This is a genomic window from Pseudomonas sp. Irchel 3A7, from assembly GCF_900187565.1.
Taxonomy (GTDB): domain Bacteria; phylum Pseudomonadota; class Gammaproteobacteria; order Pseudomonadales; family Pseudomonadaceae; genus Aquipseudomonas.
Genome location: NZ_FYED01000012.1, coordinates 68,807 through 90,329, shown reverse-complemented (window position 1 = coordinate 90,329; position 21,523 = coordinate 68,807). Strand labels below are relative to the sequence as shown.

Below are 21,523 nucleotides of genomic sequence, written 5' to 3'. Positions count from 1 at the left end.
CAATTTGCCAGCGACTATAGCCGGGCTCGCATAGGCCTTTAAAGATTAAAAAGCTCTTTGCTTATTCCAGTTTCTTGAACAGTGCATTGCCGCAACGAGAACAGAACGCAGCGCCATGTTCATGGTTGTTTTTCCGGCACACCGGGCAGTCGTGTTGCAGCTGTTCGCCGCGCATGGCATTGGCCAGTTCAGCGGTGAAAATCCCGGTGGGCACGGCGATGATCGAATAACCGGTGATCATCACCAGCGACGAAATCACCTGGCCCAGCGGGGTTTTCGGCACGATGTCGCCAAATCCCACGGTGGTCAGGGTCACGATCGCCCAATAGATGCCTTTGGGAATGCTGGTGAAACCGTGCTCCGGGCCTTCGATCACATACATCAGGGTGCCGAACACCGTCACCAGGGTGCAGACGCTGACCAGAAACACCACGATCTTCTGCTTGCTGCCGCGCAGCGCCGACATCAGGTAGTTGGCTTGCTTGAGGTAAGGGCTGAGTTTGAGCACGCGGAAAATCCGCAGCATCCTGATGATCCGGATAATCAGCAGGTACTGCGCATCGGCGTAATACAGCGCAAGGATGCCGGGCACGATGGCCAGCAAATCCACCAGGCCATAAAAACTGAAGGCATAACGCAGCGGTTTGGGCGAGCAATACAGGCGCAGGATGTACTCGCCGAGGAAGATAACCGTGAAGCCCCACTCGATGTAGGCCAGAACATCGGCGTAGTTCTGGTGGATGGTGTCGATGCTGTCGAGCATCACGATCACCAGGCTGGCGAGGATGATCAACAGTAAAATACCGTCGAAGCGCCGGCCGGCCTTGGTGTCGCTCTGGAAAATCATGACGTAAAGCTGTTCACGCCAGTCTTTGCTGCTGTCCATGGATAACGCCCGACTCAATGATCAGCGCAGCCTAGGTTGATTGTCCCCGTGAGCGCAAGACGCGCTGTCGACAGTGGTTTTGCCGAGCATCTGAATACCGGCGCGGATCAGCCAGCAGGCGAGAATAAAGGGTGCGGTGAGCGTGGCCAGTCCGGCGGCGGCAAAGATTGGCGTCAGCAACAGCGCCAATACGATGCCCAGCAGTGGCAGCCAGGGTTGCTGGCGTTGTGCGCTGAAGGCGAGGGCGGCCAGCACGGCGTTGTAGCCGCCCAGGCCGAGCAGGGCGGTGTCGGTCTCGTGGTGCAGCAGACTGGAACCGAGGCCGAGGATCGAGGCCATCAGCGCCCAGCAGAACGCTCGGCGATCGGCGATCAGCAAACCGGCGGCAATCATCGCCCCCGCCAGTGGATGGTCGAGGAACATCACCTGGCCAATACCTTTTAGCAAAGCGGCAAGCAGGTTCGGTGTGTTCAGTTCGATCAGGGGTGTCGGTATCGACGGTGTGGCGAAACACAGCAGCAACCAGCTCAGGCCCACGAAGGGCGCGGTGTAGGCGGGTACGTACTGGTTGACGCGGGTACGCTTGAGCCATTGTTGAGTGATCATCGCACTCAAGCCGCCGGCAGCCAGAATCAGTGGCGGCATCATCGCCGACCACGGGAAGTACAGGCTCAGTAACAGGCCAATCAATACGCCGTTGTAGCTGAACAATCCCGCCTGGCGATCGGCCTTTGCATAGTTGCGCCGTTGCGCCGTGAGCAAGCCGGCGACGCCCCCTAGCAACGCCCCGCCAAGCAGCGCAGGCGCAGTGAACAGGATGGCGCAAAGGCACAGCAAGCCGCAGAGCGGATGGCGCTGAAGGAATATTTGACTGAAGCCGTTGAGCAAAGCCTCGGCCCAGTCGGGGCAGTGGGTGTTGAAGTGGTTGGCAGGCATGGCAGTTCTAAAAAGTCAGTTAAACCGTGTCGCCGCCTTCGCGAGCAGGCTCGCTCCCACATTGAATCTTTGTTCGGTCATTGAGTTTGTGGCGTACACAAATCAACTGTGGGAGCGAGCCTGCTCGCGAAGGGGCCGGTATGGGCGCTCTAGATCAACGTCTCGATACGCAGAGAATTAGTCGACCCCGGCTGCCCAAACGGCACACCCGCCGTGATCAATAGCGTGTCGCCACGCTGCGCCATGCCTTGGGCCTGGGCGATTTCCAGCGCCGTCGAGCACACTTCATCCACCTGGCGCAGACGATCATTGACCACCGAATGCACCCCCCACGCCACGGTCAAGCGGCGCGCGGTCGAAAGGTTCGGCGTCAGGTTGAGGATCGGTACGGTTGGCCGTTCCCGCGCCGCCCGCAGGCTCGACGTGCCCGACTCGCTGTAGTTCACCAGCACCGCCACCGGCAGCACGTTGCTGATCCGGCGGATCGCGCAGCTGATTGCATCGGAAACCGTGGCTTCGGCTTTCGGTCGGCTGACGTCGAGCTGGGCTTGATAGTCCGGACCGTTTTCCACCTGGCGGATGATCTTGCTCATCATCTGCACGGCTTCCAGAGGGTACTCGCCGGACGCGGTTTCCGCCGACAGCATCACCGCGTCAGCCCCTTCGGCCACGGCGTTGGCGACATCGGTGACTTCGGCGCGGGTCGGTGCCGGGGAGAAGCGCATCGATTCGAGCATCTGCGTCGCCACCACCACCGGTTTGCCGAGCTGGCGGCAGGTACTGATGATGTTCTTCTGAATTTGCGGCACGCTTTCGGCCGGTACTTCCACGCCCAGATCGCCGCGAGCGACCATGATCGCGTCGCTCAGCTCGGCGATTTCCCGCAGCTGGGTCACCGCCGAGGGCTTCTCGATCTTGGCCATCAAAAACGCTTTGTCGCCGATCAGTGCGCGGGCTTCGCGAATGTCATCCGGACGCTGCACGAACGACAGTGCCACCCAGTCCACACCCAGTTCCAGGCCGAAGCTCAAGTCACGGCGATCCTTGGCGGTCAGCGGGCTCAGGTCGAGTACGGCTTGCGGCACGTTCACGCCTTTGCGATCCGACAGTTCGCCGCCGTTGAGCACCGTGGTGTCGATGGCGTCGGCGTACTTGGTGACTACCCGCAGGCGCAGCTTGCCGTCATCGAGCAGCAAGTCCATGCCCGGCTCCAGCGCGGCGATGATTTCCGGGTGCGGCAGGTTGACCCGGCGTTCATCGCCCGGCGTGGCATCCAGGTCCAGACGCAGGGCCTGACCGCGCACCAGTTGCACCTTGCCCTCGGCGAACTTGCCGACCCGCAGTTTCGGGCCCTGCAGGTCCATCAAAATGCCCAGCGGATAATTCAACTGGCGCTCGACTTCGCGAATCCACTGATAGCGCTGGGCGTGATCGGCGTGATCACCGTGGCTGAAATTCAGGCGAAAGATGTTGACCCCGGCCAGCACCAGTTCACGGATGTCGTCGATCCCGCCGATGGCAGGCCCCAGGGTGGCGAGGATTTTGACCTTCTTATCAGGCGTCATGTTTAGGGTTCTCGAGAATCAGGATGGCGCGGAAGTCATTGACGTTGGTACGGGTCGGCTCGGTGACGATCAGTGCGTCCAGCGCCTCGAAGTAGCCATAGCCGTTGTTGTTGTCCAGCTCATCGCTGGCGCTCAGGCCCAGTGCGGCGGCGCGGGCGTAGCTGTCCGGGGTCATGATCGCGCCGGCGTTGTCTTCGGAGCCGTCGATGCCATCGGTATCGCCGGCCAGGGCGTAGACGCCCGGCAAGCCCTTGAGGCTGTCGGTCAGGCTCAGCAGGAATTCGGCGTTGCGTCCGCCTCGGCCATTACCGCGCACGGTGACGGTGGTTTCGCCGCCGGAGAGAATCACGCAGGGCGCCGCCAACGGTTGACCGTGCTGCACCACCTGACGGGCGATGCCGGCGTGGACTTTCGCCACTTCGCGGGATTCGCCTTCCAGGTCGCCGAGGATCAGCGGGCTGAAACCGGCCTGACGGCATTTCACCGCCGCCGCTTCCAGCGATTGCTGCGGACGGGCGATCAACTGGAAGTGACTGCGGGCCAGGCTCGGGTCGCCGGGTTTGACGGTTTCCGATTCCGGGCTTTGCAACCAGGTACGCACCGAGGCGGGTACTTCAATGTCGTAGCGCTTGAGGATCGCCAAGGCTTCGGCCGAGGTACTTGGGTCGGCCACGGTGGGGCCGGAAGCGATGACCGTGGCGAGGTCGCCCGGTACATCGGAAATCGCATAGGTGTACACGGTTGCCGGCCAGCAGGCCTTGCCCAGACGTCCGCCCTTGATCGCCGAGAGGTGCTTGCGCACGCAATTCATCTCACCGATGGAGGCGCCGGATTTGAGCAGGGCTTTGTTGATCGACTGCTTGTCGGCCAGGGTGATGCCGGCGGCCGGAAGTGCGAGCAGCGCCGAACCGCCACCGGACAGCAGGAAGATCACTCGGTCTTTTTCGCTCAGGTCGCTGACCAGTTCGAATACCCGTTTGGCGACGGCTTGTCCCGCGGCGTCCGGGACCGGATGCGCAGCTTCGACCACTTCGATTTTTTCGCACGGCGCGCCGTGTCCGTAGCGCGTCACCACCAGACCGTACACTTCTCCCTGCCAGCAACGCTCGACCACCTGGGCCATGGCGGCCGCGGCTTTACCGGCACCGATGACGATCACCCGACCGCTGCGATCGGCGGGCAGGTGGGCTTCGAGGACTTGTTGAGGATGGGCCGCGTCGATGGCTGTGGCGAACAGCTCGCGCAGGAATTGTTGCGGATCGACCGACATGGCGGGCTCCCGGAATTCTTGTTATTTGAAGGGAAGACAACTCAATCCTGTGGGAGCTGGCTTGCCAGCGATTCAGGCACTGCGGTCGTTCAGGCAGACCGCGTCGATGCCATCGCGGGCAAGCCCGCTCCCACAGAGAGCGAGCCAGGCAGGGCTTACTTCTTATCGCGAATCGAGAAGTTCGCCATGTGTTCCAGGCCTTTGATCAGCGCCGAGTGATCCCAGTTGCTGCCACCGATGGCCGCGCAGGTGCTGAACACTTGCTGGGCGTTGGCGGTGTTCGGCAGGTTGATGTTCAGTTCCTTGGCACCTTGCAGGGCCAGATTCAGGTCCTTCTGGTGCAGGCTGATGCGGAAGCCCGGATCGAAGGTGCCTTTGATCATGCGCTCGCCGTGCACTTCGAGGATCTTCGACGAAGCGAAACCGCCCATCAGCGCTTCACGCACCTTGGCGGGATCGGCGCCGTTTTTCGAGGCGAACAACAGGGCTTCAGCCACCGCCTGGATGTTCAGCGCAACGATGATCTGGTTGGCCACTTTCGCGGTCTGACCGTCGCCATTGCCACCGACCAGGGTGATGTTCTTGCCCATGGCCTGGAACAGCGGCAGGGCGCGTTCGAAGGCATCGGCGTCGCCGCCGACCATGATGCTCAGCGTCGCGGCCTTGGCGCCGACTTCACCACCGGACACTGGCGCGTCGAGGTACTGCGCGCCTTTTTCGTTGATTTTGGCAGCGAAGGCTTTGGTGGCGGTTGGCGAGATCGAGCTCATGTCGATCACGATTTTGCCTTTGCCGATACCCGCGGCAACACCGTCAGCGCGGAACAGCACGTCATCGACTTGCGGGGTATCCGGGACCATGACGATGATGAATTCGGCTTCTTGCGCGACTTCTTTCGGGTTCGCCAGGGCAACGGCGCCAGCGGCGACCAGGTCGGCAGGCGCGGCGTCGTGGTGCGCCGACAGGAACAGGCTGTGACCGGCTTTCTGCAGGTTCGCCGCCATTGGGTGGCCCATGATGCCGGTGCCGATAAATCCGATTTTAGCCATGAGAAAATCCTCTTGTTTTTATTGCTGCTTCAAGCAAATAGGGGAGTGCTTCTATGTGGGAGCGAGCCTGCTCGCGAATGCGATAGAACATTCAATATCCGTGTTGACTGAACCACCGCATTCGCGAGCAGGCTCGCTCCCACAGGTATCGCGTTAAATCGCGTTATGGGTTTTCAACCAGCCCAGACCCGCTTCAGTAGTGGTCAGCGGCTTGTATTCACAGCCGACCCAACCCTGATACCCGATGCGGTCCAGGTGTTCGAACAGGAAGCGGTAATTGATTTCACCGGTGCCCGGTTCATTGCGCCCCGGGTTGTCGGCGAGCTGCACATGGTTGATCTCGCCCAGGTGCGATTGCAGGGTGCGGGCCAGATCGCCTTCCATGATTTGCATGTGATAGATGTCGTATTGCAGGAACAGATTGGCGCTGCCGACCTGTTCGCGAATCGACAGGGCTTGCGCCGTGTTGTTCAGGTAGAAGCCCGGGATGTCGCGGGTGTTGATCGCTTCCATCACCAGTTTGATGCCCGCCGCTTGCAGCTTGTCGGCTGCGTACTTGAGGTTGGCGACGAAGGTTTTTTCCACGGTGGCATCGTCGACGCCTTGTGGGCGGATGCCGGCCAGGCAGTTGACCTGGGTATTGCCCAGCACCTGCGCGTAAGCGATGGCCAGGTCGACCCCGGCGCGGAACTCATCAACGCGGTCGGGCAGGCAGGCGATACCGCGCTCGCCCTTGCCCCAGTCACCGGCCGGCAGGTTGAACAGCACTTGGGTCAGACCGTTGGCGTCGAGCTTGGCCTTGATTTCGGCAGAGCTGAAGTCGTACGGGAACAGGTATTCGACACCCGTGAAGCCGGCCTTGGCGGCCGCTTCGAAACGGGCGAGGAAATCCTGTTCGGTGAACAGCATGGACAGGTTGGCTGCGAAACGCGGCATGGTGGTCTCCCGTAAATATGTGATGACCCCTTGTGGGAGCAGGCTTGTCGTGGCGAGGGAGCTTGCTCCCGCTGGGTCGCGAAGCGGCCCCAAAAGCTTTGCGACTGCTTCGCAGCCGAGCGGGAGCAAGCTCCCTCGCCACACAGGCTCGCTCCCACAAGGGGAACGATCAATCGAGCAACGAAATCGCAGTCGGTGCGTCGTTGCCGACCAGCGCCAGGTCTTCGAATTCGTTGACGGCGTTGATCTCGGTGCCCATGGAAATGTTGGTCACGCGCTCCAGGATAATCTCGACGATCACCGGAACCTTGAACTCTTCGATCATCTCCTCGGCCTTGCGCAGGGCAGGGGCGATGTCAGCCGGCTCGAACACACGCAGTGCCTTGCAGCCCAGGCCTTCGGCAACCGCGACGTGATCGACGCCATAACCGTTGAGTTCCGGTGCGTTCAGGTTATCGAAGGACAGCTGCACGCAGTAGTCCATCTCGAAACCGCGCTGTGCCTGACGGATCAGACCCAGGTACGAGTTGTTCACTACCACATGAATGTACGGCAGCTTGAACTGCGCGCCCACCGCCAATTCTTCGATCATGAACTGGAAGTCATAGTCGCCAGACAGCGCGACAACCTTACGCGTCGGATCAGCCTTGACCACGCCCAGCGCCGCGGGAATGGTCCAGCCCAACGGACCTGCCTGACCGCAGTTGATCCAGTGACGCGGCTTGTAGACGTGCAGGAACTGCGCGCCGGCAATCTGCGACAGACCGATGGTGCTGACGTAGCAAGTGTCTTTGCCGAACACCTGGTTCATCTCTTCGTAAACCCGCTGCGGCTTGACCGGCACGTTGTCAAAGTGAGTCTTGCGCTGCAGGCTGGATTTGCGTTGCTGGCAGTCTTGCAGCCAGGCGCTGCGGTTTTTCAGTTTGCCGGCGGCTTGCCATTCGCGAGCGACTTCGATGAACACGGTCAGCGCAGCAGCGGCGTCGGACACAATGCCCAGGTCCGGGGTGAACACGCGGCCGATCTGGGTGCCTTCGATGTCGACGTGAATGAACTTGCGGCCTTCGGTGTACACATCGACCGAACCGGTGTGACGGTTGGCCCAGCGGTTACCGATGCCCAGCACCACGTCAGACTTGAGCAGGGTGGCGTTGCCGTAGCGGTGCGAAGTCTGCAGGCCGACCATGCCGACCATCAGCGGGTGGTCGTCGGGGATGGTGCCCCAGCCCATCAGGGTCGGGATGACCGGAATCCCGGTCAGCTCGGCGAATTCCACCAACAGGTCGCTGGCATCGGCATTGATGATGCCGCCACCGGCCACCAGCAACGGACGTTCGGCCTGATCCAGCAGCGCCAGGGCTTTTTCTACCTGAATGCGGGTCGCGCTCGGTTTGGCCAGTGGCAGCGGCTGGTAGGCGTCGATGTCGAATTCGATTTCCGCCATTTGCACGTCGAACGGCAGGTCGATCAGCACCGGGCCTGGGCGGCCGGAGCGCATTTCATAGAACGCCTTCTGGAACGCGTAAGGCACCTGGCCCGGTTCCAGGACGGTGGTCGCCCACTTGGTCACCGGCTTGACGATGCTGGTGATGTCGACAGCCTGGAAGTCTTCCTTGTGCATACGGGCGCGGGGTGCCTGGCCGGTAATGCAAAGGATCGGAATCGAGTCGGCCGAGGCGCTGTACAGCCCGGTGACCATGTCGGTACCGGCAGGACCGGAGGTGCCGATGCACACGCCGATGTTGCCGGCCTTGGTGCGGGTGTAGCCCTCGGCCATGTGCGACGCGCCTTCAACGTGGCGAGCGAGGACGTGATCGATGCCGCCGACCTTTTGCAGGGCGGAGTACAGCGGGTTGATGGCGGCACCCGGGATGCCAAAAGCGGTATCAACCCCTTCACGGCGCATCACCAGAACGGCGGCTTCGATTGCTCTCATTTTGCTCATGGTTTTGTGCCTCTTTACGTTTTGTAATTGTATACAAGTGGCTTTGCGCAGAGTGTATTCACGGTGGACGGCGCAGGTCAATCCATTTTCTCAAGCGGTCGTTTCATTCGTCGGAAGCCCGATTCACTGTGGCTTTTCGTCGCATGTGGCGCTTTTCGATAATTATTGTATACAAAAAAATAATTCATTGTGTTCTATTTGTTGCATCGGACTGCGGCACACACGCGCAGTCCATCGGCTTTCCGAAAAACAAAATGAGGACGGCACCATGAGCGCTTTAACCTTGAAAGTCGCAGTCAACCTGGTCAACGAAGCCATTAACGCCGGGCGGGCAATCTCCGCCGCCCCCCTGACCATCGCGGTGCTGGATGCCGGCGGGCACCTGATCACCCTGCAACGCGAAGACGGCGCCAGCCTGCTGCGTCCGCAAGTCGCCATCGGCAAAGCCTGGGGCGCCATTGCCCTGGGCAAAGGCTCACGCCTGCTGGCGCTGGACGCTCAACAACGCCCGGCGTTCATCGCCGCCTTGAACAGCCTGGGGCAGGGCAGCGTCGTACCGGCACCGGGCGGTGTGCTGATTCGCGATCAGGGCGGGAACGTACTGGGAGCGGTGGGGATCAGCGGGGATCTGTCGGATGTTGATGAACAGTGTGCGATCAATGCGATCGAGGCGTTGGGGTTGAGGGCGGATGCGGGGGTTGCTGCTTGATCAGCTGCGCCTGAGTGAATGCCATCGCGGGCAAGCCCGCTCCCACAAGGATTGGCGGTGTAAGTATATTTTGCATACACCAGAAGACCCTGTGGGAGCTGGCTTGCCAGCGATTGCTATCTGCCAGACACATCCTGCTAAAAGTCTGCATTATCATCCAGCATTTCCAGGTCTAGCCTTTCATGAGTTCATCATGAAAGAGGCAAAGGAATGCCCGATATACCCGCTTCACATCGCCTGCGAACGGGTCGCTATGCCGATCCCAATCGAATCTATTTGCTGACTACCAATACCCTTCATCGAGAGCCGGTTTTCGCCGATTTTGCTTTGGGCAGATTGGTTGTTGGCCAATTTCGCCGGGCGCAAAATCTCGGGCTGGCGAACTCTCTGGCCTGGGTGGTCATGCCTGATCATTTTCACTGGCTCGTCGAGCTGGAAAACTGCTCCTTGCGCAGATTGATGCGCGAGACCAAGTCCCTGATTACTCGAGAGGTGAACCATTGCAGTGGCAGGCGCGGACCACTATGGCAGCAGGGTTATCACGACCGGGCACTGCGTCGAGAGGAGGATTTGGTGAAATTGGCGCGGTATGTGGTGGCCAATCCATTGCGGGCGGGTCTGGTGGAAAAGCTCGGCGACTATCCACTGTGGGATGCAGTTTGGATCTGACAACTTTGAACCGTGTTGCCTTCATCGCTGGCAAGCCAGCTCCCACAAGAATTTGTGTCGTTCACAGAGTCTGAATTCGACACAGAAACCTGTGGGAGCTGGCTTGCCAGCGATGCAGTCAGCGCGGTCTACCGATCCGGCTCACACCCCTTGAGCACCAACCGGATGATCGTCTGCGCCGCCGCTTCATAGTCCTCTTCATCCAGCCTGGCCTTGCCGGTGATGGCGGTGATTTGCCAGTCGAAGTCGGCGTAGGTCTGGGTCGCCGCCCAGATGCTGAACATCAGGTGGTTGGGGTCGATGGGGGCGATCTGGCCGCGGTCGATCCAGGTCTGGATGCAGTCGATATTGTGTTTGGCCTGGCTGTTGAGCTGTTCGACCAGATCGGCGCTCAGGTGTGGGGCACCGTGCATGATTTCGCTGGCGAACACCTTGGATGCAAACGGCAGATCGCGGGAGATACGGATTTTCGAGCGAATGTAGCCACTCAGGACTTCGCTGGGCACGCCCTCAGGGTTGAACGGGGTCGAGGCCTGGAGGATCGGCTCGATGATGCTTTCCAGCACCTCGCGGTAGAGGTTTTCCTTGGATTTGAAGTAGTAGTAGACGTTGGGCTTGGGCAATCCCGCCTTGGCTGCGATGTCGCTGGTTTTGGTCGCAGCGAAGCCCTTGTCGGCAAATTCCTCACTGGCGGCACGCAGGATCAGTTGTTTGTTGCGCTCGCGGATAGTGCTCATAAACCAGGTGGTTCCTTGCCTGTTCTGGCGGTTGCGCATGGTAGCACCGGCCTTTGGCGGCGCTCAAGAATGCTCCGTGCGGCGCCGGGCCGCGCTATGCTGCACGGCATTCATTGCAGAAGGAAACCCGATTCATGGCAGGAAGCAGTTTGCTGTTGCTGATCGACGACATCGCCGCCGTGCTGGACGATGTGGCGTTGATGACCAAAATGGCCGCCAAGAAGACGGCCGGCGTGCTCGGCGACGATCTGGCACTCAATGCCCAGCAGGTCAGCGGCGTACGTGCCGAACGGGAAATCCCCGTGGTATGGGCCGTTGCCAAGGGCTCGTTCATCAACAAGCTGATCCTGGTGCCGTCGGCATTGGCCATCAGTGCGTTCATTCCGTGGCTGGTCATACCGTTGTTGATGGTTGGTGGCGCATACCTGTGCTACGAGGGTTTCGAGAAGCTCGCCCACAAGTTTCTGCACAGCAAGGCTGAGGATCAGGCTGAACATGCCGAACTGGTCGAGGCGGTGGCAGACCCTTCAGTCGATCTGGTGGCGTTCGAAAAGGACAAGATCAAGGGTGCGATCCGCACCGACTTTATTCTTTCGGCGGAAATCATCGCCATCACCCTGGGCGTCGTGGCCGACTCGGCGCTGACCCAGCAAATCGTCGTGCTCTCGGGCATCGCCATCGTCATGACTGTCGGCGTCTACGGGTTGGTGGCGGGTATCGTCAAACTCGATGACCTGGGTCTGTGGCTGACCCAGAAGCCGGGTCAGCTCGCCAAAAGCATTGGCGCAGGAATTCTGCGAGCGGCACCGTACATGATGAAAAGCCTGTCGGTGATCGGCACGGCGGCGATGTTCCTGGTCGGTGGCGGCATCCTCACCCATGGTGTGCCCGTGGTGCATCACTGGATCGAGAGTGTCAGCGCGGGGGCGGGTGGTGCCGGGTTTATCGTGCCGACGTTGCTTAATGGGCTGGCAGGGATTGTGGCGGGCGCGGTGGTGTTGGTGGGGGTGATGGCTGTCAGCAAAATCTGGAAAGTGTTGAAGGGCTGAACCTGGCAGTACGATCCAATGTGGGAGCGGGCTTGCCCGCTCCCACAGTGTTTTGTGTTCGCAGGATTACTCGGCAATCTGCAACTTGCGCGACTCGGTGTACACGTAACGCACCTTCTCATACTCGAACGGCGAGTTTAGCTGGCCATAACGGAAGCTGGTCTGATAGCGCTTGTCGACGCCACGCAGAATCCACACCTCGGGATGGTTGGAGCTGACTTCGGCAACGTTGAGGAAGTTGATGGCTGATTCGGCGCTGAAGTCGACCACCAGCCCGCCCGTGTCACGCAGGTTCGACGGACCGAGGATCGGCAGTACGAAATAGGCGCCGCCTGGAACACCGTAGAAGCCCAGGGTCTGGCCAAAGTCTTCGTTCTGGCGTGGCAAGCCCATGGCGGTGGCCGGGTCCCACAGGCCGGCGATGCCGATGGTGGTGTTGAGCAGCAGGCGCCCGGTAATTTCCATCGAGCGCTGGCCCTTGAACTGCAGCAGACTGTTGAGCAGGTTCGGCACGTCGCCGATGTTGTTGAAGAAGTTGCTGACACCGGTGCGCAAGAAGCTTGGCGTGATGTAGCGATAGCCATCGACCACCGGCAAAAACACCCATTGGTCGAAGCGATAGTTGAAGTGGTAGACGCGGCGGTTCCACTCTTCCAGCGGGTCGTAGACGTTCAGTGCGCTGAGCGTCGAGCGCTCGAACTCGCGCTGATCCAGACCCGGGTTGAACTTGAGTTTGCTCAGTGGTTCCTTGAAGCCGTCACTGTCGACGACCACGGGGGCGTTGGCTTTACTGTTGTCGGCATTGGCAGCGGTTGCGCAGAGTAACGCGGCGATAAGCAGGAGGTATTTAGCCACGGAAGAACTCCAGCATGGCGTCGCTGTTGACGCGGTAGTTAAGGTTGCCGCAGTGGCCGCCCAGCGGGTAAACGGTCAGGCGATCACCAAAGGTCTTGCGCAGGAAGCCGAGGTCCCCGGGGCCGAGGATTACGTCGTCGGCGTTGTGCATGACGGCAATTTTCGGGCTGTCGTGCAGGTAGTCCTTCAGCGCATACAGACTCACCTGGTCGATCAGTTGCAGCAGGCTGCCGCCGTCGGTGCGGGCGCGCCACATCGGGATGACCTGCTCGGTGATGTAGCAGTCGAAGTCACATTGCAGCGCACGCTTGAGGTACGGCGTCATGCTGGTGCCTTCGGTGATCGGCGTTTTCGGTGGGGTGATGAGGCCGCGGCGGTTGATCAGGTCCGACGTGAAGGCGATGTCGGCCGCCGAGAAACGGAACGACGTGCCGATGAGCATGGCCATCTGTTCATTGGTCAGATGCTGCTTGGACTGTTGGAAGTCGTAGAGCAGTGCATCGTTGAGATCGATGTAGCCTTTCTGCTGGAAGTAACGGGTCAGTTTATTCAGCACCAGCTCGTAGAAGGTGGTCGTATTGGTGATGCCCTTGACTTCGGTTTGTACAAGCTTGTCCAGGTTGGTGATCGAGGTGTACAGGTTGACCGGAGGATTGAGCAGCAACACTTTCTTGAAATTGAAACTGCGGCGGGTTTCGTCCAGATGGGCCACGAATGCCGCATCCAGCGCGCCGAGGCTATAGCCTGTCAGGTAGTACTCAGTGACCGGCAGCTTCGGGTTCTGCGCGCGCACCGCCTGCATCACCCGGTACATGTCTTCGGCGTCGTCCTTGGTGATACCGGGGGTGGCAAAGCGTGAGGCGGCGCTCATGAAGTCGAAGCTGGTGGGCGATGACAATTGCACCACGTGATAGCCGGCCTTGTAGTAAAGCTTTTTCAGGTATTCGTTCAGGCTGCTGTCATAGCGCGCGCCGGTGCCGGCGATCAGAAAGATCAGCGGTGCGGCTTTGTCTTGCGTGGCGATGCGATAGGTGAGTTTCTTGACCGGCCAGAAGTTGTCTGGAAGCTCGAATTGACGCTCCGGGCGCAAGGTGAGGCTGCGGTCCGACTGATCGATGTCATCGTCCAGCGGCAGGTCCGGGCGCAGATCCGGAGGCGTCGTGGCGATGGTCGCCTCGAACGGGTTGGTCAGTGGATAGCCATAACTGGCGGCATCGATATCCACCGCCAGCGCGGACGCACTCAAGATAAGGCCGCCAAACAGGGCGGCGAAGCGCAAGGAACGGAGCATGACTGGATCCCTTAAAGGAAGGTGCCGAATGAAGTTCGCAGGCTATGACCACTGGATTTGCGCCAAAGTGCCACGCATCGGCACCAAACAGGCCTAATTCGAAGTAATAGTAGCTGGACGATACACTTTGCAGCGATTGCATGACCAGTTAACAGTTGTTAGTGCTTGCGTAAGGCGGCCGTCCGATTAAGCTGGCCGCCGTTTTCGTTTTATTGGAGTGTTTCATGTCCCGCCGTCTGCCCGTGATTTTGCTGCTTGTTTTGCTGCCGTTGTGGCTGGCCGCCAGTTATGGCGCGCGTTATGGCTTCATGGAAGATGCGCAATGGGTGGGTATCTGCGTGGATGAGGCGAACCGTTGGGAATGTCAGGTTCGTTCGAACCTGGGGCTGATGATTCACTTCGCGATTTTGGGCTGGACTGCGTTGATCGCTGCGTTGATCGGCTTTGTGATGCCAGGGCGGGCAGGGTGGTGGCTGGCGGTGCTGGCGCTGGTACTCGGTTTCCCGGCGCTGGCGTTGTACAACACGACGTTGGCGGTGTTTGCGGTGGTGATTGCGGGGTTGCGATTGGTCAGGGCATCCCGTAGCGCCTGATAATCAGTTTTCGCGAGCAGGCTCGCTCCCACATTGGATTTTGGCCATACACAAATAATGTGTTCGATGGAGATCACTGTGGGAGCGAGCCTGCTCGCGAAGGGGCCGGCAAACTCGCTGAAAGATTAAGCCTTGCGAACCCGCAAGCTGCGCCACAACGCCATCACCATCAACCCGCTCACCAGCGCCCATCCCCAGGCCTGCTGGTTCTCCAGCCCCTCACGGTACAACTGCGGCGCAATGCCCGCGCCGATGATGAAGGTCAGCAGCGCAATCTCCCGGCGCGGTACGCTCACCGGACGGCACAGATAGACCAGCGCCGGCACGATGAACGCCACGCTCGGGAAGCTGCGATAACGCGGATCGAACACCAGTTCCAGCATCATCACCGCCGCCGCAAAACCTGTTATCGCCAACAACCAGCCTGATCGACGTTCGAGCGCATTGAATGCCCATCCACGCCACCCGGTGCGTGGGCTCAATGTCAGTGCGGCGTGAGCCAGTATCAACAGGTTCAGCGCCGTCAGCAGCGCGACCCACAGCCATTCACTGGCAAAACGCGTGGTGACGCGGGCCAGATCACCCCAGGCGCCAATCGCGCAAGCCGCCAGGGCGCCCAGCAACGGCAGCACCAGCGCCGCGCGAGTACTGCGCATGCGGCCGCCGAGGATCAGCGTACCGAGGAAGATCAAGCCGCCCACCATCAGCCACTGGGACCAGTAAGGTACGTTCGACACTGGCCCGGCCAGCACACCTTTGTCCTGACGGTCGGCATCGAACAGCCCCCAGTAACCACCGACCGCACCCTCGCTGGCACGTTTCCACGGTTGGTCGAAGGCTTCGATCAGGTTGTAGTGCCAGCCTTGCTGTTCGGCCAGGGCGACAAAACCACGAATGAATTTGGCTTCGTTGACCCGGCTCGGCAGGGCGGTTTCACGCTGGCGGCCTTCGCTTGGCCAGCCGGTTTCACCGATCATCACGTCCTTGGGCGCAAACTTGTTGCCGAACACCTGACGCACTTGCGCCACATGTTGCAGGGCGGCGTCGATGTTCGAGGGATCGTCTTCCCAGTACGGCAGCAAATGGATGGTCAGGAAATCCACCGCCGGCGCGATTTCCGGGTGCTTGAGCCAGAACTCCCAGACGTCGGCATAAGTGACGGGCTGCTTGACCTGGCTTTTGACCTTGGTGATCAACCTGGCCAACTGCGCGCCGGTGACTTCCTTACGCAGCAGGGTTTCGTTGCCGACGATCACCGCAGTCACCACGTCGGCATTGGCGTTGGCCGAGGCGATCAGCAAGTCGACTTCTTTCTCGGTGTCCACCGGATTGCTGTTGACCCAGGCGCCGATCATCAGCTTCAACCCATGCTTGCGCGCCAGATCGGGCAAGGCGTCGAGACCGGTCATGGAGTAGGTGCGGATACATTCGAAGCTTTTGGCCAGCAGCGCGAGGTCGGCGTCCATGCGCTCGGGGCGCAAGTTGAACGGCACATCGAACGGCGACTGGTCTTTGTCGAACGGGGTATAGGAGGCGCATTGCAGCTTGTGCGTCGGGGTGGCGGCGTCCGGCAGGATCACCGGTTTGCCCAGGCCGTACCAAAAGCCGCCAAAGGCAAAAAGCCCCAGCAGGCAGGCGAAAAGATAGGCAAAAAAAGGAAAGCGGGATGTCGCGGGCATGGTCAGGCCGTCTGGGAGCAAAGCGGCGCATGTTACCTGCATTTTCCGCGTGCTTGGTGACCTGCATGATTTTGACATGCAAAGTTCGAGCGGATTGCCCGAAGCGTTTGTCTGGCGCGGGTTTAATGGCGTTCTGATGTCGTTTCTCGATGCCTTGAGGTCGCTGGCAGAGCAGGTCGCAATGACTGTCAGGTTGATTATCGAAGGCGTCAGTACTCCGCTGATGATCGAAAGAGTTTGCGGTGGGCGTGATGGGGGCGCTGTGCACCATAACAATACGTTGAAGCGACTCGGCACCCGTCGAGCGCAGCACTTTCGGGGAAGTAACGATGAAGATGCGACGACTTTTAGGCGCAGGTGCCGCTCTGGCGCTTGCGATGGGCTCCACATTTGCCAGCGCAGCAACCCAGACCCTGAGCATCGGTTACGTTGACGGCTGGTCCGACAGCGTCGCGACCACTCACGTAGCGGCTGAAGTGATCAAGCAGAAACTCGGTTATGACGTGAAGCTGCAAGCGGTCGCCACCGGAATCATGTGGCAAGGCGTGGCTACAGGCAAACTCGACGCCATGCTGTCGGCCTGGCTGCCGGTGACCCACGGCGATTACTGGACCAAGAACAAGGACCAGGTCGTCGACTACGGTCCGAACTTCAAGGACGCCAAGATCGGCTTGATCGTGCCGGAGTACGTCAAGGCCCAGTCGCTTGATGATCTGAAGACCGACGATACCTTCAAGAAGCGCATCGTCGGCATCGACGCCGGTTCGGGCGTGATGCTCAAGACCGAGCAGGCGATCAAGGACTACGACCTGACCGGTTATCAACTCAAGGCCAGTTCCGGCGCCGGCATGATTGCCGAGCTGACTCGCGCCGAGAAGAAAAACGAATCCATTGCCGTGACCGGTTGGGTGCCGCACTGGATGTTCGCCAAGTGGAAACTGCGCTTCCTCGAAGACCCGAAAGGCGTGTATGGCGCGGCCGAAACCGTGAACAGCATCGGCAGCAAAGAACTGGCAACCAAGGCGCCGGAAGTGGCCAAGTTCCTGAAGAACTTCCAGTGGGCCTCGAAAGACGAAATCGGTGAAGTCATGCTGGCGATCCAGGAAGGCGCCAAGCCTGATGCAGCAGCGAAGGATTGGGTGGCCAAACACCCTGAGCGCGTGGCTGACTGGACTAAATAAACTTCTATTTAGCACTGCTCGCTTTTCCCTGTGGGAGCGAGCCTGCTCGCGAATGCGGTGAATCGGTCGACTGAAATGTTGACTGACACGACGCTTTCGCGAGCAGGCTCGCTCCCACAGTTATTTATGGTGTGCTGGTAAATGGCGAAAACGTCGTGTGGTTCTAAGACTAAGGTCGTCTGGAACCTGTCCTTGAGCCGAATAGAGTGGCTACGTTCCAACTAAATCTGTGCTGCGAGGATAAAAACAATGAACGACAGCATTTACCTCTCGATTCAAAACAGCCCGCGATTCAAGGAGCTGGTTAGCAAGAGGGAACGATTCGCCTGGATTCTTTCGGCGATCATGCTAGGGCTTTACTCCGGATTCATCCTTTTGATTGCCTACGGGCCGCATGTACTGGGGGCGAAACTCAGCCCTGAGTCCTCGATTACCTGGGGCATACCGATCGGTGTCGGGCTGATTGTTTCGGCCTTCATCCTGACCGGTATTTACGTACGACGCGCCAATGGCGAGTTCGACGACCTGAACAATGCGATTCTCAAGGAGGCTCAGCAATGATCCGGCGTCTAATGGCTCTTTTGAGCATCGCAGCCTTCGCACCGGGCGCCTGGGCGGCTGACGCCCTGACCGGCGCCGTGCAGAAGCAACCACTGAACACCGCCGCGATCCTGATGTTCGTGGCGTTTGTTGGCGCGACTTTGTATATCACTTACTGGGCTTCCAAGAAAAACAACTCGGCGGCCGACTACTATGCGGCGGGCGGCAAGATCACCGGTTTCCAGAACGGTCTGGCAATCGCCGGTGACTACATGTCGGCGGCGTCCTTCCTGGGTATTTCCGCCCTGGTGTTCACCTCCGGCTACGACGGCCTGATCTATTCGATCGGCTTCCTGGTGGGTTGGCCGATCATTCTGTTCCTGATCGCCGAGCGCCTGCGTAACCTGGGTAAATACACCTTTGCCGACGTGGCGTCCTATCGCCTGGGGCAAACCCAGATCCGTTCGCTGTCCGCGTGCGGTTCGCTGGTCGTGGTGGCGTTCTACCTGATCGCGCAAATGGTTGGTGCCGGCAAGCTGATCCAGCTGCTGTTCGGCCTTGATTACCATGTTGCGGTGATCCTCGTCGGTATCCTGATGTGCGCCTACGTACTGTTCGGCGGCATGTTGGCGACCACCTGGGTGCAGATCATCAAGGCGGTCCTGCTGCTGTCCGGTGCGTCCTTCATGGCGCTGATGGTGATGAAGCACGTCAACTTCGACTTCAACATGCTGTTCTCCGAAGCCATCAAGGTTCACCCGAAAGCTGAAGCGATCATGAGCCCGGGCGGCCTGGTGAAAGACCCGATCTCGGCGTTCTCCCTCGGTCTGGCGCTGATGTTCGGTACCGCTGGCCTGCCACACATCCTGATGCGCTTCTTCACCGTGAGTGACGCGAAAGAAGCCCGTAAGAGCGTGTTGTACGCAACCGGTTTCATTGGCTACTTCTATATCCTGACCTTCATCATCGGCTTCGGCGCGATCCTGCTGGTCAGCACCAACCCGGCCTTCAAAGATGCTGCCGGCGCGTTGCTGGGCGGTAACAACATGGCGGCGGTGCACCTGTCCAATGCGGTCGGTGGCAGTATCTTCCTGGGCTTCATTTCGGCGGTAGCGTTTGCAACCATTCTGGCAGTGGTTGCCGGTCTGACCCTGGCCGGTGCATCGGCGGTGTCTCACGACCTGTACGCCAGCGTGATCAAGAAGGGCAAGGCCAACGAGAAGGATGAAATCCGCGTTTCGAAAATCACTACCATCGCCTTGGCGGTGCTGGCGATCGCGCTGGGTATCCTGTTCGAAAGCCAGAACATCGCGTTCATGGTGGGCCTGGCGTTCTCCATCGCGGCGAGCTGCAACTTCCCTGTGCTGCTGCTTTCCATGTACTGGAAAAAGCTGACCACCCGCGGTGCGATGATCGGCGGCTGGATGGGCCTGGTGAGTGCCGTGGGCCTGATGGTGCTTGGCCCGACCATCTGGGTGCAGATCCTGCATCATGAGAAGGCGATCTTCCCGTACGAGTACCCGGCGCTGTTCTCGATGATCATTGCCTTTATCGGTATCTGGTTCTTCTCGGTTACCGACAAGTCGACTGCGGCTGACAATGAGCGGGCGCTGTTCTTCCCGCAATTCGTACGCTCGCAGACTGGTTTGGGAGCGAGTGGGGCGGTTTCGCACTAAGGTTTGATGCTTATATATAAGTAACGCAGCTGTACGAGATGCCCTGGTCGAGAGATCGGGGCATTTTTTATTGGGCGGTTATCGGACGTTTTAGAGGTGGGGCTTGTCTGCTGAGGTGGCCTTAGAGCCGACCCAGATGGTGTTGGGCGAGTACATATCCATTCCTGCGGTAACGGCGACTTATGGTTTCGCCCTTACGGCGACTCACTTTTTTACAAGCGCCTAAAAAAAGTAAGCAAAAAAACGCTCGGTATGACTCATCTACATGCAGCGTGTTCGACTGCGTCGAGCGGCGCCGATGGAGGTCGTCACAGGTTGACGGACAGGCTCAGGGCGTGGAGGGGCGGGCAAATCAAAAGCAGCCAGGCGAGCTGACACTCGACCTCACTGCTGTTCGCGTTCCCCTGTGGGAGCGAGCCTGCTCGCGAAAGCGGTGTGTCAGCCAACACGGATTTCGGATGTCATGCCGTCTTCGCGAGCAGGCTCGCTCCCACAGTGAGGTCGCGGGTCAAACAAAAACGGCCTCTATATAAATAGAGGCCGTTTCCGGTGCAACCAAGACGTTATCGCAAGACAGGTCTTATTTGCGGTCTTCCAGTTTGGTGATGTCACGCGACTCGTAGCCGGTGTACAACTGGCGCGGGCGGCCGATCTTGTACGGGCTGGAGAGCATTTCTTTCCAGTGGGAGATCCAGCCGACGGTCCGCGCCAGGGCGAAGATCACGGTGAACATGCTGGTTGGAATGCCGATCGCCTTGAGGATGATCCCCGAGTAGAAGTCGACGTTCGGGTACAGCGAGCGTTCGATAAAGTACGGGTCGGTCAGGGCGATCTCTTCCAGGCGCATGGCCAGTTCGAGTTGCGGATCGTTGGTGATGCCCAGTTCCTTCAGCACTTCGTCGCAAGTCTGCTTCATGACGGTGGCGCGTGGGTCGCGGTTTTTGTAAACGCGGTGACCGAAGCCCATCAGTTTGAACGGATCGTTCTTGTCCTTGGCCTTGGCGATGTACTTGTCGATGTTCGAGACATCGCCGATTTCATCGAGCATGGTCAGTACGGCTTCGTTGGCACCGCCGTGGGCAGGGCCCCACAGTGCAGCGATACCGGCGGCGATACAGGCGAACGGGTTGGCGCCCGAAGAGCCCGCCAGACGTACGGTGGAAGTCGACGCGTTCTGCTCGTGGTCGGCGTGGAGGATGAAGATCCGGTCCATGGCCTTGGCGAGTACCGGGCTGATCGGTTTGATCTCGCACGGGGTGTTGAACATCATGTGCAGGAAGTTTTCCGCGTACGACAGGTCGTTGCGCGGGTACATCATGGGTTGGCCCATGGAGTACTTGTAAACCATCGCTGCCAGGGTCGGCATCTTGGCAACCAGGCGGATCGCGGAGATTTCGCGATGCTGCGGGTTATTGATGTCCAGGGAGTCGTGGTAGAAGGCCGAGAGGGCGCCGACTACGCCGCACATGACGGCCATCGGGTGGGCATCGCGACGGAAGCCGTTGAAGAAGGTCTTCAGCTGCTCGTGAACCATGGTGTGGTTCTTGACGGTGCCGACGAACTGGGCCTTCTGTTCTGCAGTCGGCAATTCGCCGTTGAGCAGCAGATAGCAGGTTTCCAGGTAATCCGACTTTTCAGCCAGCTGTTCGATCGGGTAGCCGCGGTGCAACAGAATGCCGTTGTCGCCGTCGATATAGGTGATCTTCGACTCGCAGGAAGCGGTCGACATGAAACCAGGGTCAAAGGTAAAGCGGCCCGTGGCCGTCAGACCCCGAACATCGATAACATCGGGACCAACGGTGCCGGTTAAAATGGGCAGCTCGACGGGGGCTGCGCCCTCGATGATCAACTGCGCTTTTTTGTCAGCCATGTGGCCTCCTATTTATGCTTGAAATCATCAGACAGACCCCCCACGCAGGGCCCGCACCACTATAGTGAGATAAATTCGAATGTCAAT

Annotated in this window: 19 protein-coding genes; 7 read left to right on the top strand and 12 right to left on the bottom strand. The window is 59.6% G+C overall.

What is annotated here, in order from left to right; genetic code table 11:
- Positions 1-61: 61 nt before the first annotated feature.
- The 7 genes from CKW21_RS20100 to gcl form a co-directional block, all read right to left on the bottom strand.
- A complete protein-coding gene (locus CKW21_RS20100; RefSeq protein ID WP_095195672.1) occupies positions 62-886 on the bottom strand; it encodes an ion transporter in 825 nt (274 codons plus the stop codon).
- Positions 887-907: 21 nt separating this feature from the next.
- Positions 908-1,822, bottom strand: a complete 915-nt coding sequence (locus tag CKW21_RS20095) for an urea transporter (protein ID WP_095195671.1) — start codon at positions 1,820-1,822, stop codon at positions 908-910.
- A 149-nt stretch (positions 1,823-1,971) separates the two neighbouring features.
- On the bottom strand, positions 1,972-3,387 hold the full coding sequence (pyk, locus tag CKW21_RS20090; protein WP_095195670.1) for a pyruvate kinase: 1,416 nt from the start codon (positions 3,385-3,387) through the stop codon (positions 1,972-1,974).
- Positions 3,377-4,657 (bottom strand): glycerate kinase, encoded by a 1,281-nt coding sequence (locus CKW21_RS20085; RefSeq protein WP_095195669.1) that lies wholly within the window; start codon positions 4,655-4,657, stop codon positions 3,377-3,379. The genes pyk and CKW21_RS20085 overlap by 11 nt, the downstream gene beginning before the upstream one ends.
- A 155-nt stretch (positions 4,658-4,812) precedes the next feature.
- On the bottom strand, positions 4,813-5,706 hold the full coding sequence (locus tag CKW21_RS20080) for a 2-hydroxy-3-oxopropionate reductase (RefSeq protein WP_095195668.1): 894 nt from the start codon (positions 5,704-5,706) through the stop codon (positions 4,813-4,815).
- Between the two features lie 153 nt (positions 5,707-5,859).
- Positions 5,860-6,642 (bottom strand): hydroxypyruvate isomerase, encoded by a 783-nt coding sequence (gene hyi / locus CKW21_RS20075; protein WP_095195667.1) that lies wholly within the window; start codon positions 6,640-6,642, stop codon positions 5,860-5,862.
- Positions 6,643-6,811: 169 nt separating this feature from the next.
- Positions 6,812-8,587: a glyoxylate carboligase gene (gene gcl / locus CKW21_RS20070; RefSeq protein WP_095195666.1), complete on the bottom strand. Its 1,776-nt coding sequence runs from the start codon at positions 8,585-8,587 to the stop codon at positions 6,812-6,814.
- 268 nt (positions 8,588-8,855) lie between these two features.
- Between gcl and CKW21_RS20065 the strand changes: the two genes are divergently transcribed.
- Entirely contained in the window at positions 8,856-9,296 is a 441-nt protein-coding gene (locus CKW21_RS20065) for a heme-binding protein (protein ID WP_095195665.1), read from the top strand.
- Positions 9,297-9,506: 210 nt separating this feature from the next.
- Positions 9,507-9,965 (top strand): transposase, encoded by a 459-nt coding sequence (locus tag CKW21_RS20060; RefSeq protein ID WP_095195664.1) that lies wholly within the window; start codon positions 9,507-9,509, stop codon positions 9,963-9,965.
- A gap of 128 nt (positions 9,966-10,093) precedes the next feature.
- Here CKW21_RS20060 and CKW21_RS20055 read toward each other — a convergent pair whose 3' ends face one another.
- A complete protein-coding gene (locus CKW21_RS20055) occupies positions 10,094-10,702 on the bottom strand; it encodes a TetR/AcrR family transcriptional regulator (RefSeq protein ID WP_095195663.1) in 609 nt (202 codons plus the stop codon).
- Between the two features lie 134 nt (positions 10,703-10,836).
- Between CKW21_RS20055 and CKW21_RS20050 the strand changes: the two genes are divergently transcribed.
- Positions 10,837-11,751: a DUF808 domain-containing protein gene (locus CKW21_RS20050; protein WP_095195662.1), complete on the top strand. Its 915-nt coding sequence runs from the start codon at positions 10,837-10,839 to the stop codon at positions 11,749-11,751.
- A 66-nt stretch (positions 11,752-11,817) separates the two neighbouring features.
- Here the strand turns inward: CKW21_RS20050 and CKW21_RS20045 are convergent, their stop codons facing one another.
- Positions 11,818-12,606 carry a VacJ family lipoprotein gene (locus CKW21_RS20045; protein WP_095195661.1) on the bottom strand — a complete coding sequence of 263 codons (789 nt, stop codon included), beginning with the start codon at positions 12,604-12,606 and terminating at the stop codon, positions 11,818-11,820.
- A complete protein-coding gene (locus tag CKW21_RS20040) occupies positions 12,599-13,897 on the bottom strand; it encodes a serine/threonine protein kinase (RefSeq protein ID WP_095195660.1) in 1,299 nt (432 codons plus the stop codon). Before CKW21_RS20040 ends, CKW21_RS20045 begins: the two co-directional genes overlap by 8 nt.
- Before the next feature lie 224 nt (positions 13,898-14,121).
- On the opposite strand from CKW21_RS20040, the gene CKW21_RS20035 reads away from it, so the two are divergent.
- Positions 14,122-14,490 (top strand): hypothetical protein, encoded by a 369-nt coding sequence (locus tag CKW21_RS20035; RefSeq protein WP_095195659.1) that lies wholly within the window; start codon positions 14,122-14,124, stop codon positions 14,488-14,490.
- Between the two features lie 125 nt (positions 14,491-14,615).
- On the opposite strand, the gene CKW21_RS20030 is transcribed toward CKW21_RS20035, so the two are convergent.
- Entirely contained in the window at positions 14,616-16,211 is a 1,596-nt protein-coding gene (locus tag CKW21_RS20030; RefSeq protein WP_095195658.1) for a beta (1-6) glucans synthase, read from the bottom strand.
- A 287-nt stretch (positions 16,212-16,498) separates the two neighbouring features.
- On the opposite strand from CKW21_RS20030, the gene CKW21_RS20020 reads away from it, so the two are divergent.
- The 3 genes from CKW21_RS20020 (at position 16,499) to CKW21_RS20010 (ending at position 19,566) form a co-directional block, all read left to right on the top strand.
- A complete protein-coding gene (locus tag CKW21_RS20020) occupies positions 16,499-17,350 on the top strand; it encodes a glycine betaine ABC transporter substrate-binding protein (RefSeq protein WP_095195657.1) in 852 nt (283 codons plus the stop codon).
- Positions 17,351-17,599: 249 nt separating this feature from the next.
- Entirely contained in the window at positions 17,600-17,911 is a 312-nt protein-coding gene (locus CKW21_RS20015; RefSeq protein ID WP_060539902.1) for a DUF485 domain-containing protein, read from the top strand.
- On the top strand, positions 17,908-19,566 hold the full coding sequence (locus tag CKW21_RS20010) for a cation acetate symporter (protein WP_095195656.1): 1,659 nt from the start codon (positions 17,908-17,910) through the stop codon (positions 19,564-19,566). The genes CKW21_RS20015 and CKW21_RS20010 overlap by 4 nt, the downstream gene beginning before the upstream one ends.
- A gap of 580 nt (positions 19,567-20,146) precedes the next feature.
- Here CKW21_RS20010 and gltA read toward each other — a convergent pair.
- A complete protein-coding gene (gltA, locus tag CKW21_RS20005; protein ID WP_007936034.1) occupies positions 20,147-21,436 on the bottom strand; it encodes a citrate synthase in 1,290 nt (429 codons plus the stop codon).
- Positions 21,437-21,523: the final 87 nt, after the last annotated feature.

Coding starts and splice junctions, on each gene's coding strand:
- CKW21_RS20100 (WP_095195672.1), bottom strand. CDS start 886: ATGGACAGCAGCAAAGACTGGCGTGAACAGCTTTACGTCATGATTTTC.
- CKW21_RS20095 (WP_095195671.1), bottom strand. CDS start 1,822: ATGCCTGCCAACCACTTCAACACCCACTGCCCCGACTGGGCCGAGGCT.
- pyk (WP_095195670.1), bottom strand. CDS start 3,387: ATGACGCCTGATAAGAAGGTCAAAATCCTCGCCACCCTGGGGCCTGCC.
- CKW21_RS20085 (WP_095195669.1), bottom strand. CDS start 4,657: ATGTCGGTCGATCCGCAACAATTCCTGCGCGAGCTGTTCGCCACAGCC.
- CKW21_RS20080 (WP_095195668.1), bottom strand. CDS start 5,706: ATGGCTAAAATCGGATTTATCGGCACCGGCATCATGGGCCACCCAATG.
- hyi (WP_095195667.1), bottom strand. CDS start 6,642: ATGCCGCGTTTCGCAGCCAACCTGTCCATGCTGTTCACCGAACAGGAT.
- gcl (WP_095195666.1), bottom strand. CDS start 8,587: ATGAGCAAAATGAGAGCAATCGAAGCCGCCGTTCTGGTGATGCGCCGT.
- CKW21_RS20065 (WP_095195665.1), top strand. CDS start 8,856: ATGAGCGCTTTAACCTTGAAAGTCGCAGTCAACCTGGTCAACGAAGCC.
- CKW21_RS20060 (WP_095195664.1), top strand. CDS start 9,507: ATGCCCGATATACCCGCTTCACATCGCCTGCGAACGGGTCGCTATGCC.
- CKW21_RS20055 (WP_095195663.1), bottom strand. CDS start 10,702: ATGAGCACTATCCGCGAGCGCAACAAACAACTGATCCTGCGTGCCGCC.
- CKW21_RS20050 (WP_095195662.1), top strand. CDS start 10,837: ATGGCAGGAAGCAGTTTGCTGTTGCTGATCGACGACATCGCCGCCGTG.
- CKW21_RS20040 (WP_095195660.1), bottom strand. CDS start 13,897: ATGCTCCGTTCCTTGCGCTTCGCCGCCCTGTTTGGCGGCCTTATCTTG.
- CKW21_RS20035 (WP_095195659.1), top strand. CDS start 14,122: ATGTCCCGCCGTCTGCCCGTGATTTTGCTGCTTGTTTTGCTGCCGTTG.
- CKW21_RS20030 (WP_095195658.1), bottom strand. CDS start 16,211: ATGCAGGTAACATGCGCCGCTTTGCTCCCAGACGGCCTGACCATGCCC.
- CKW21_RS20020 (WP_095195657.1), top strand. CDS start 16,499: ATGAAGATGCGACGACTTTTAGGCGCAGGTGCCGCTCTGGCGCTTGCG.
- CKW21_RS20015 (WP_060539902.1), top strand. CDS start 17,600: ATGAACGACAGCATTTACCTCTCGATTCAAAACAGCCCGCGATTCAAG.
- CKW21_RS20010 (WP_095195656.1), top strand. CDS start 17,908: ATGATCCGGCGTCTAATGGCTCTTTTGAGCATCGCAGCCTTCGCACCG.
- gltA (WP_007936034.1), bottom strand. CDS start 21,436: ATGGCTGACAAAAAAGCGCAGTTGATCATCGAGGGCGCAGCCCCCGTC.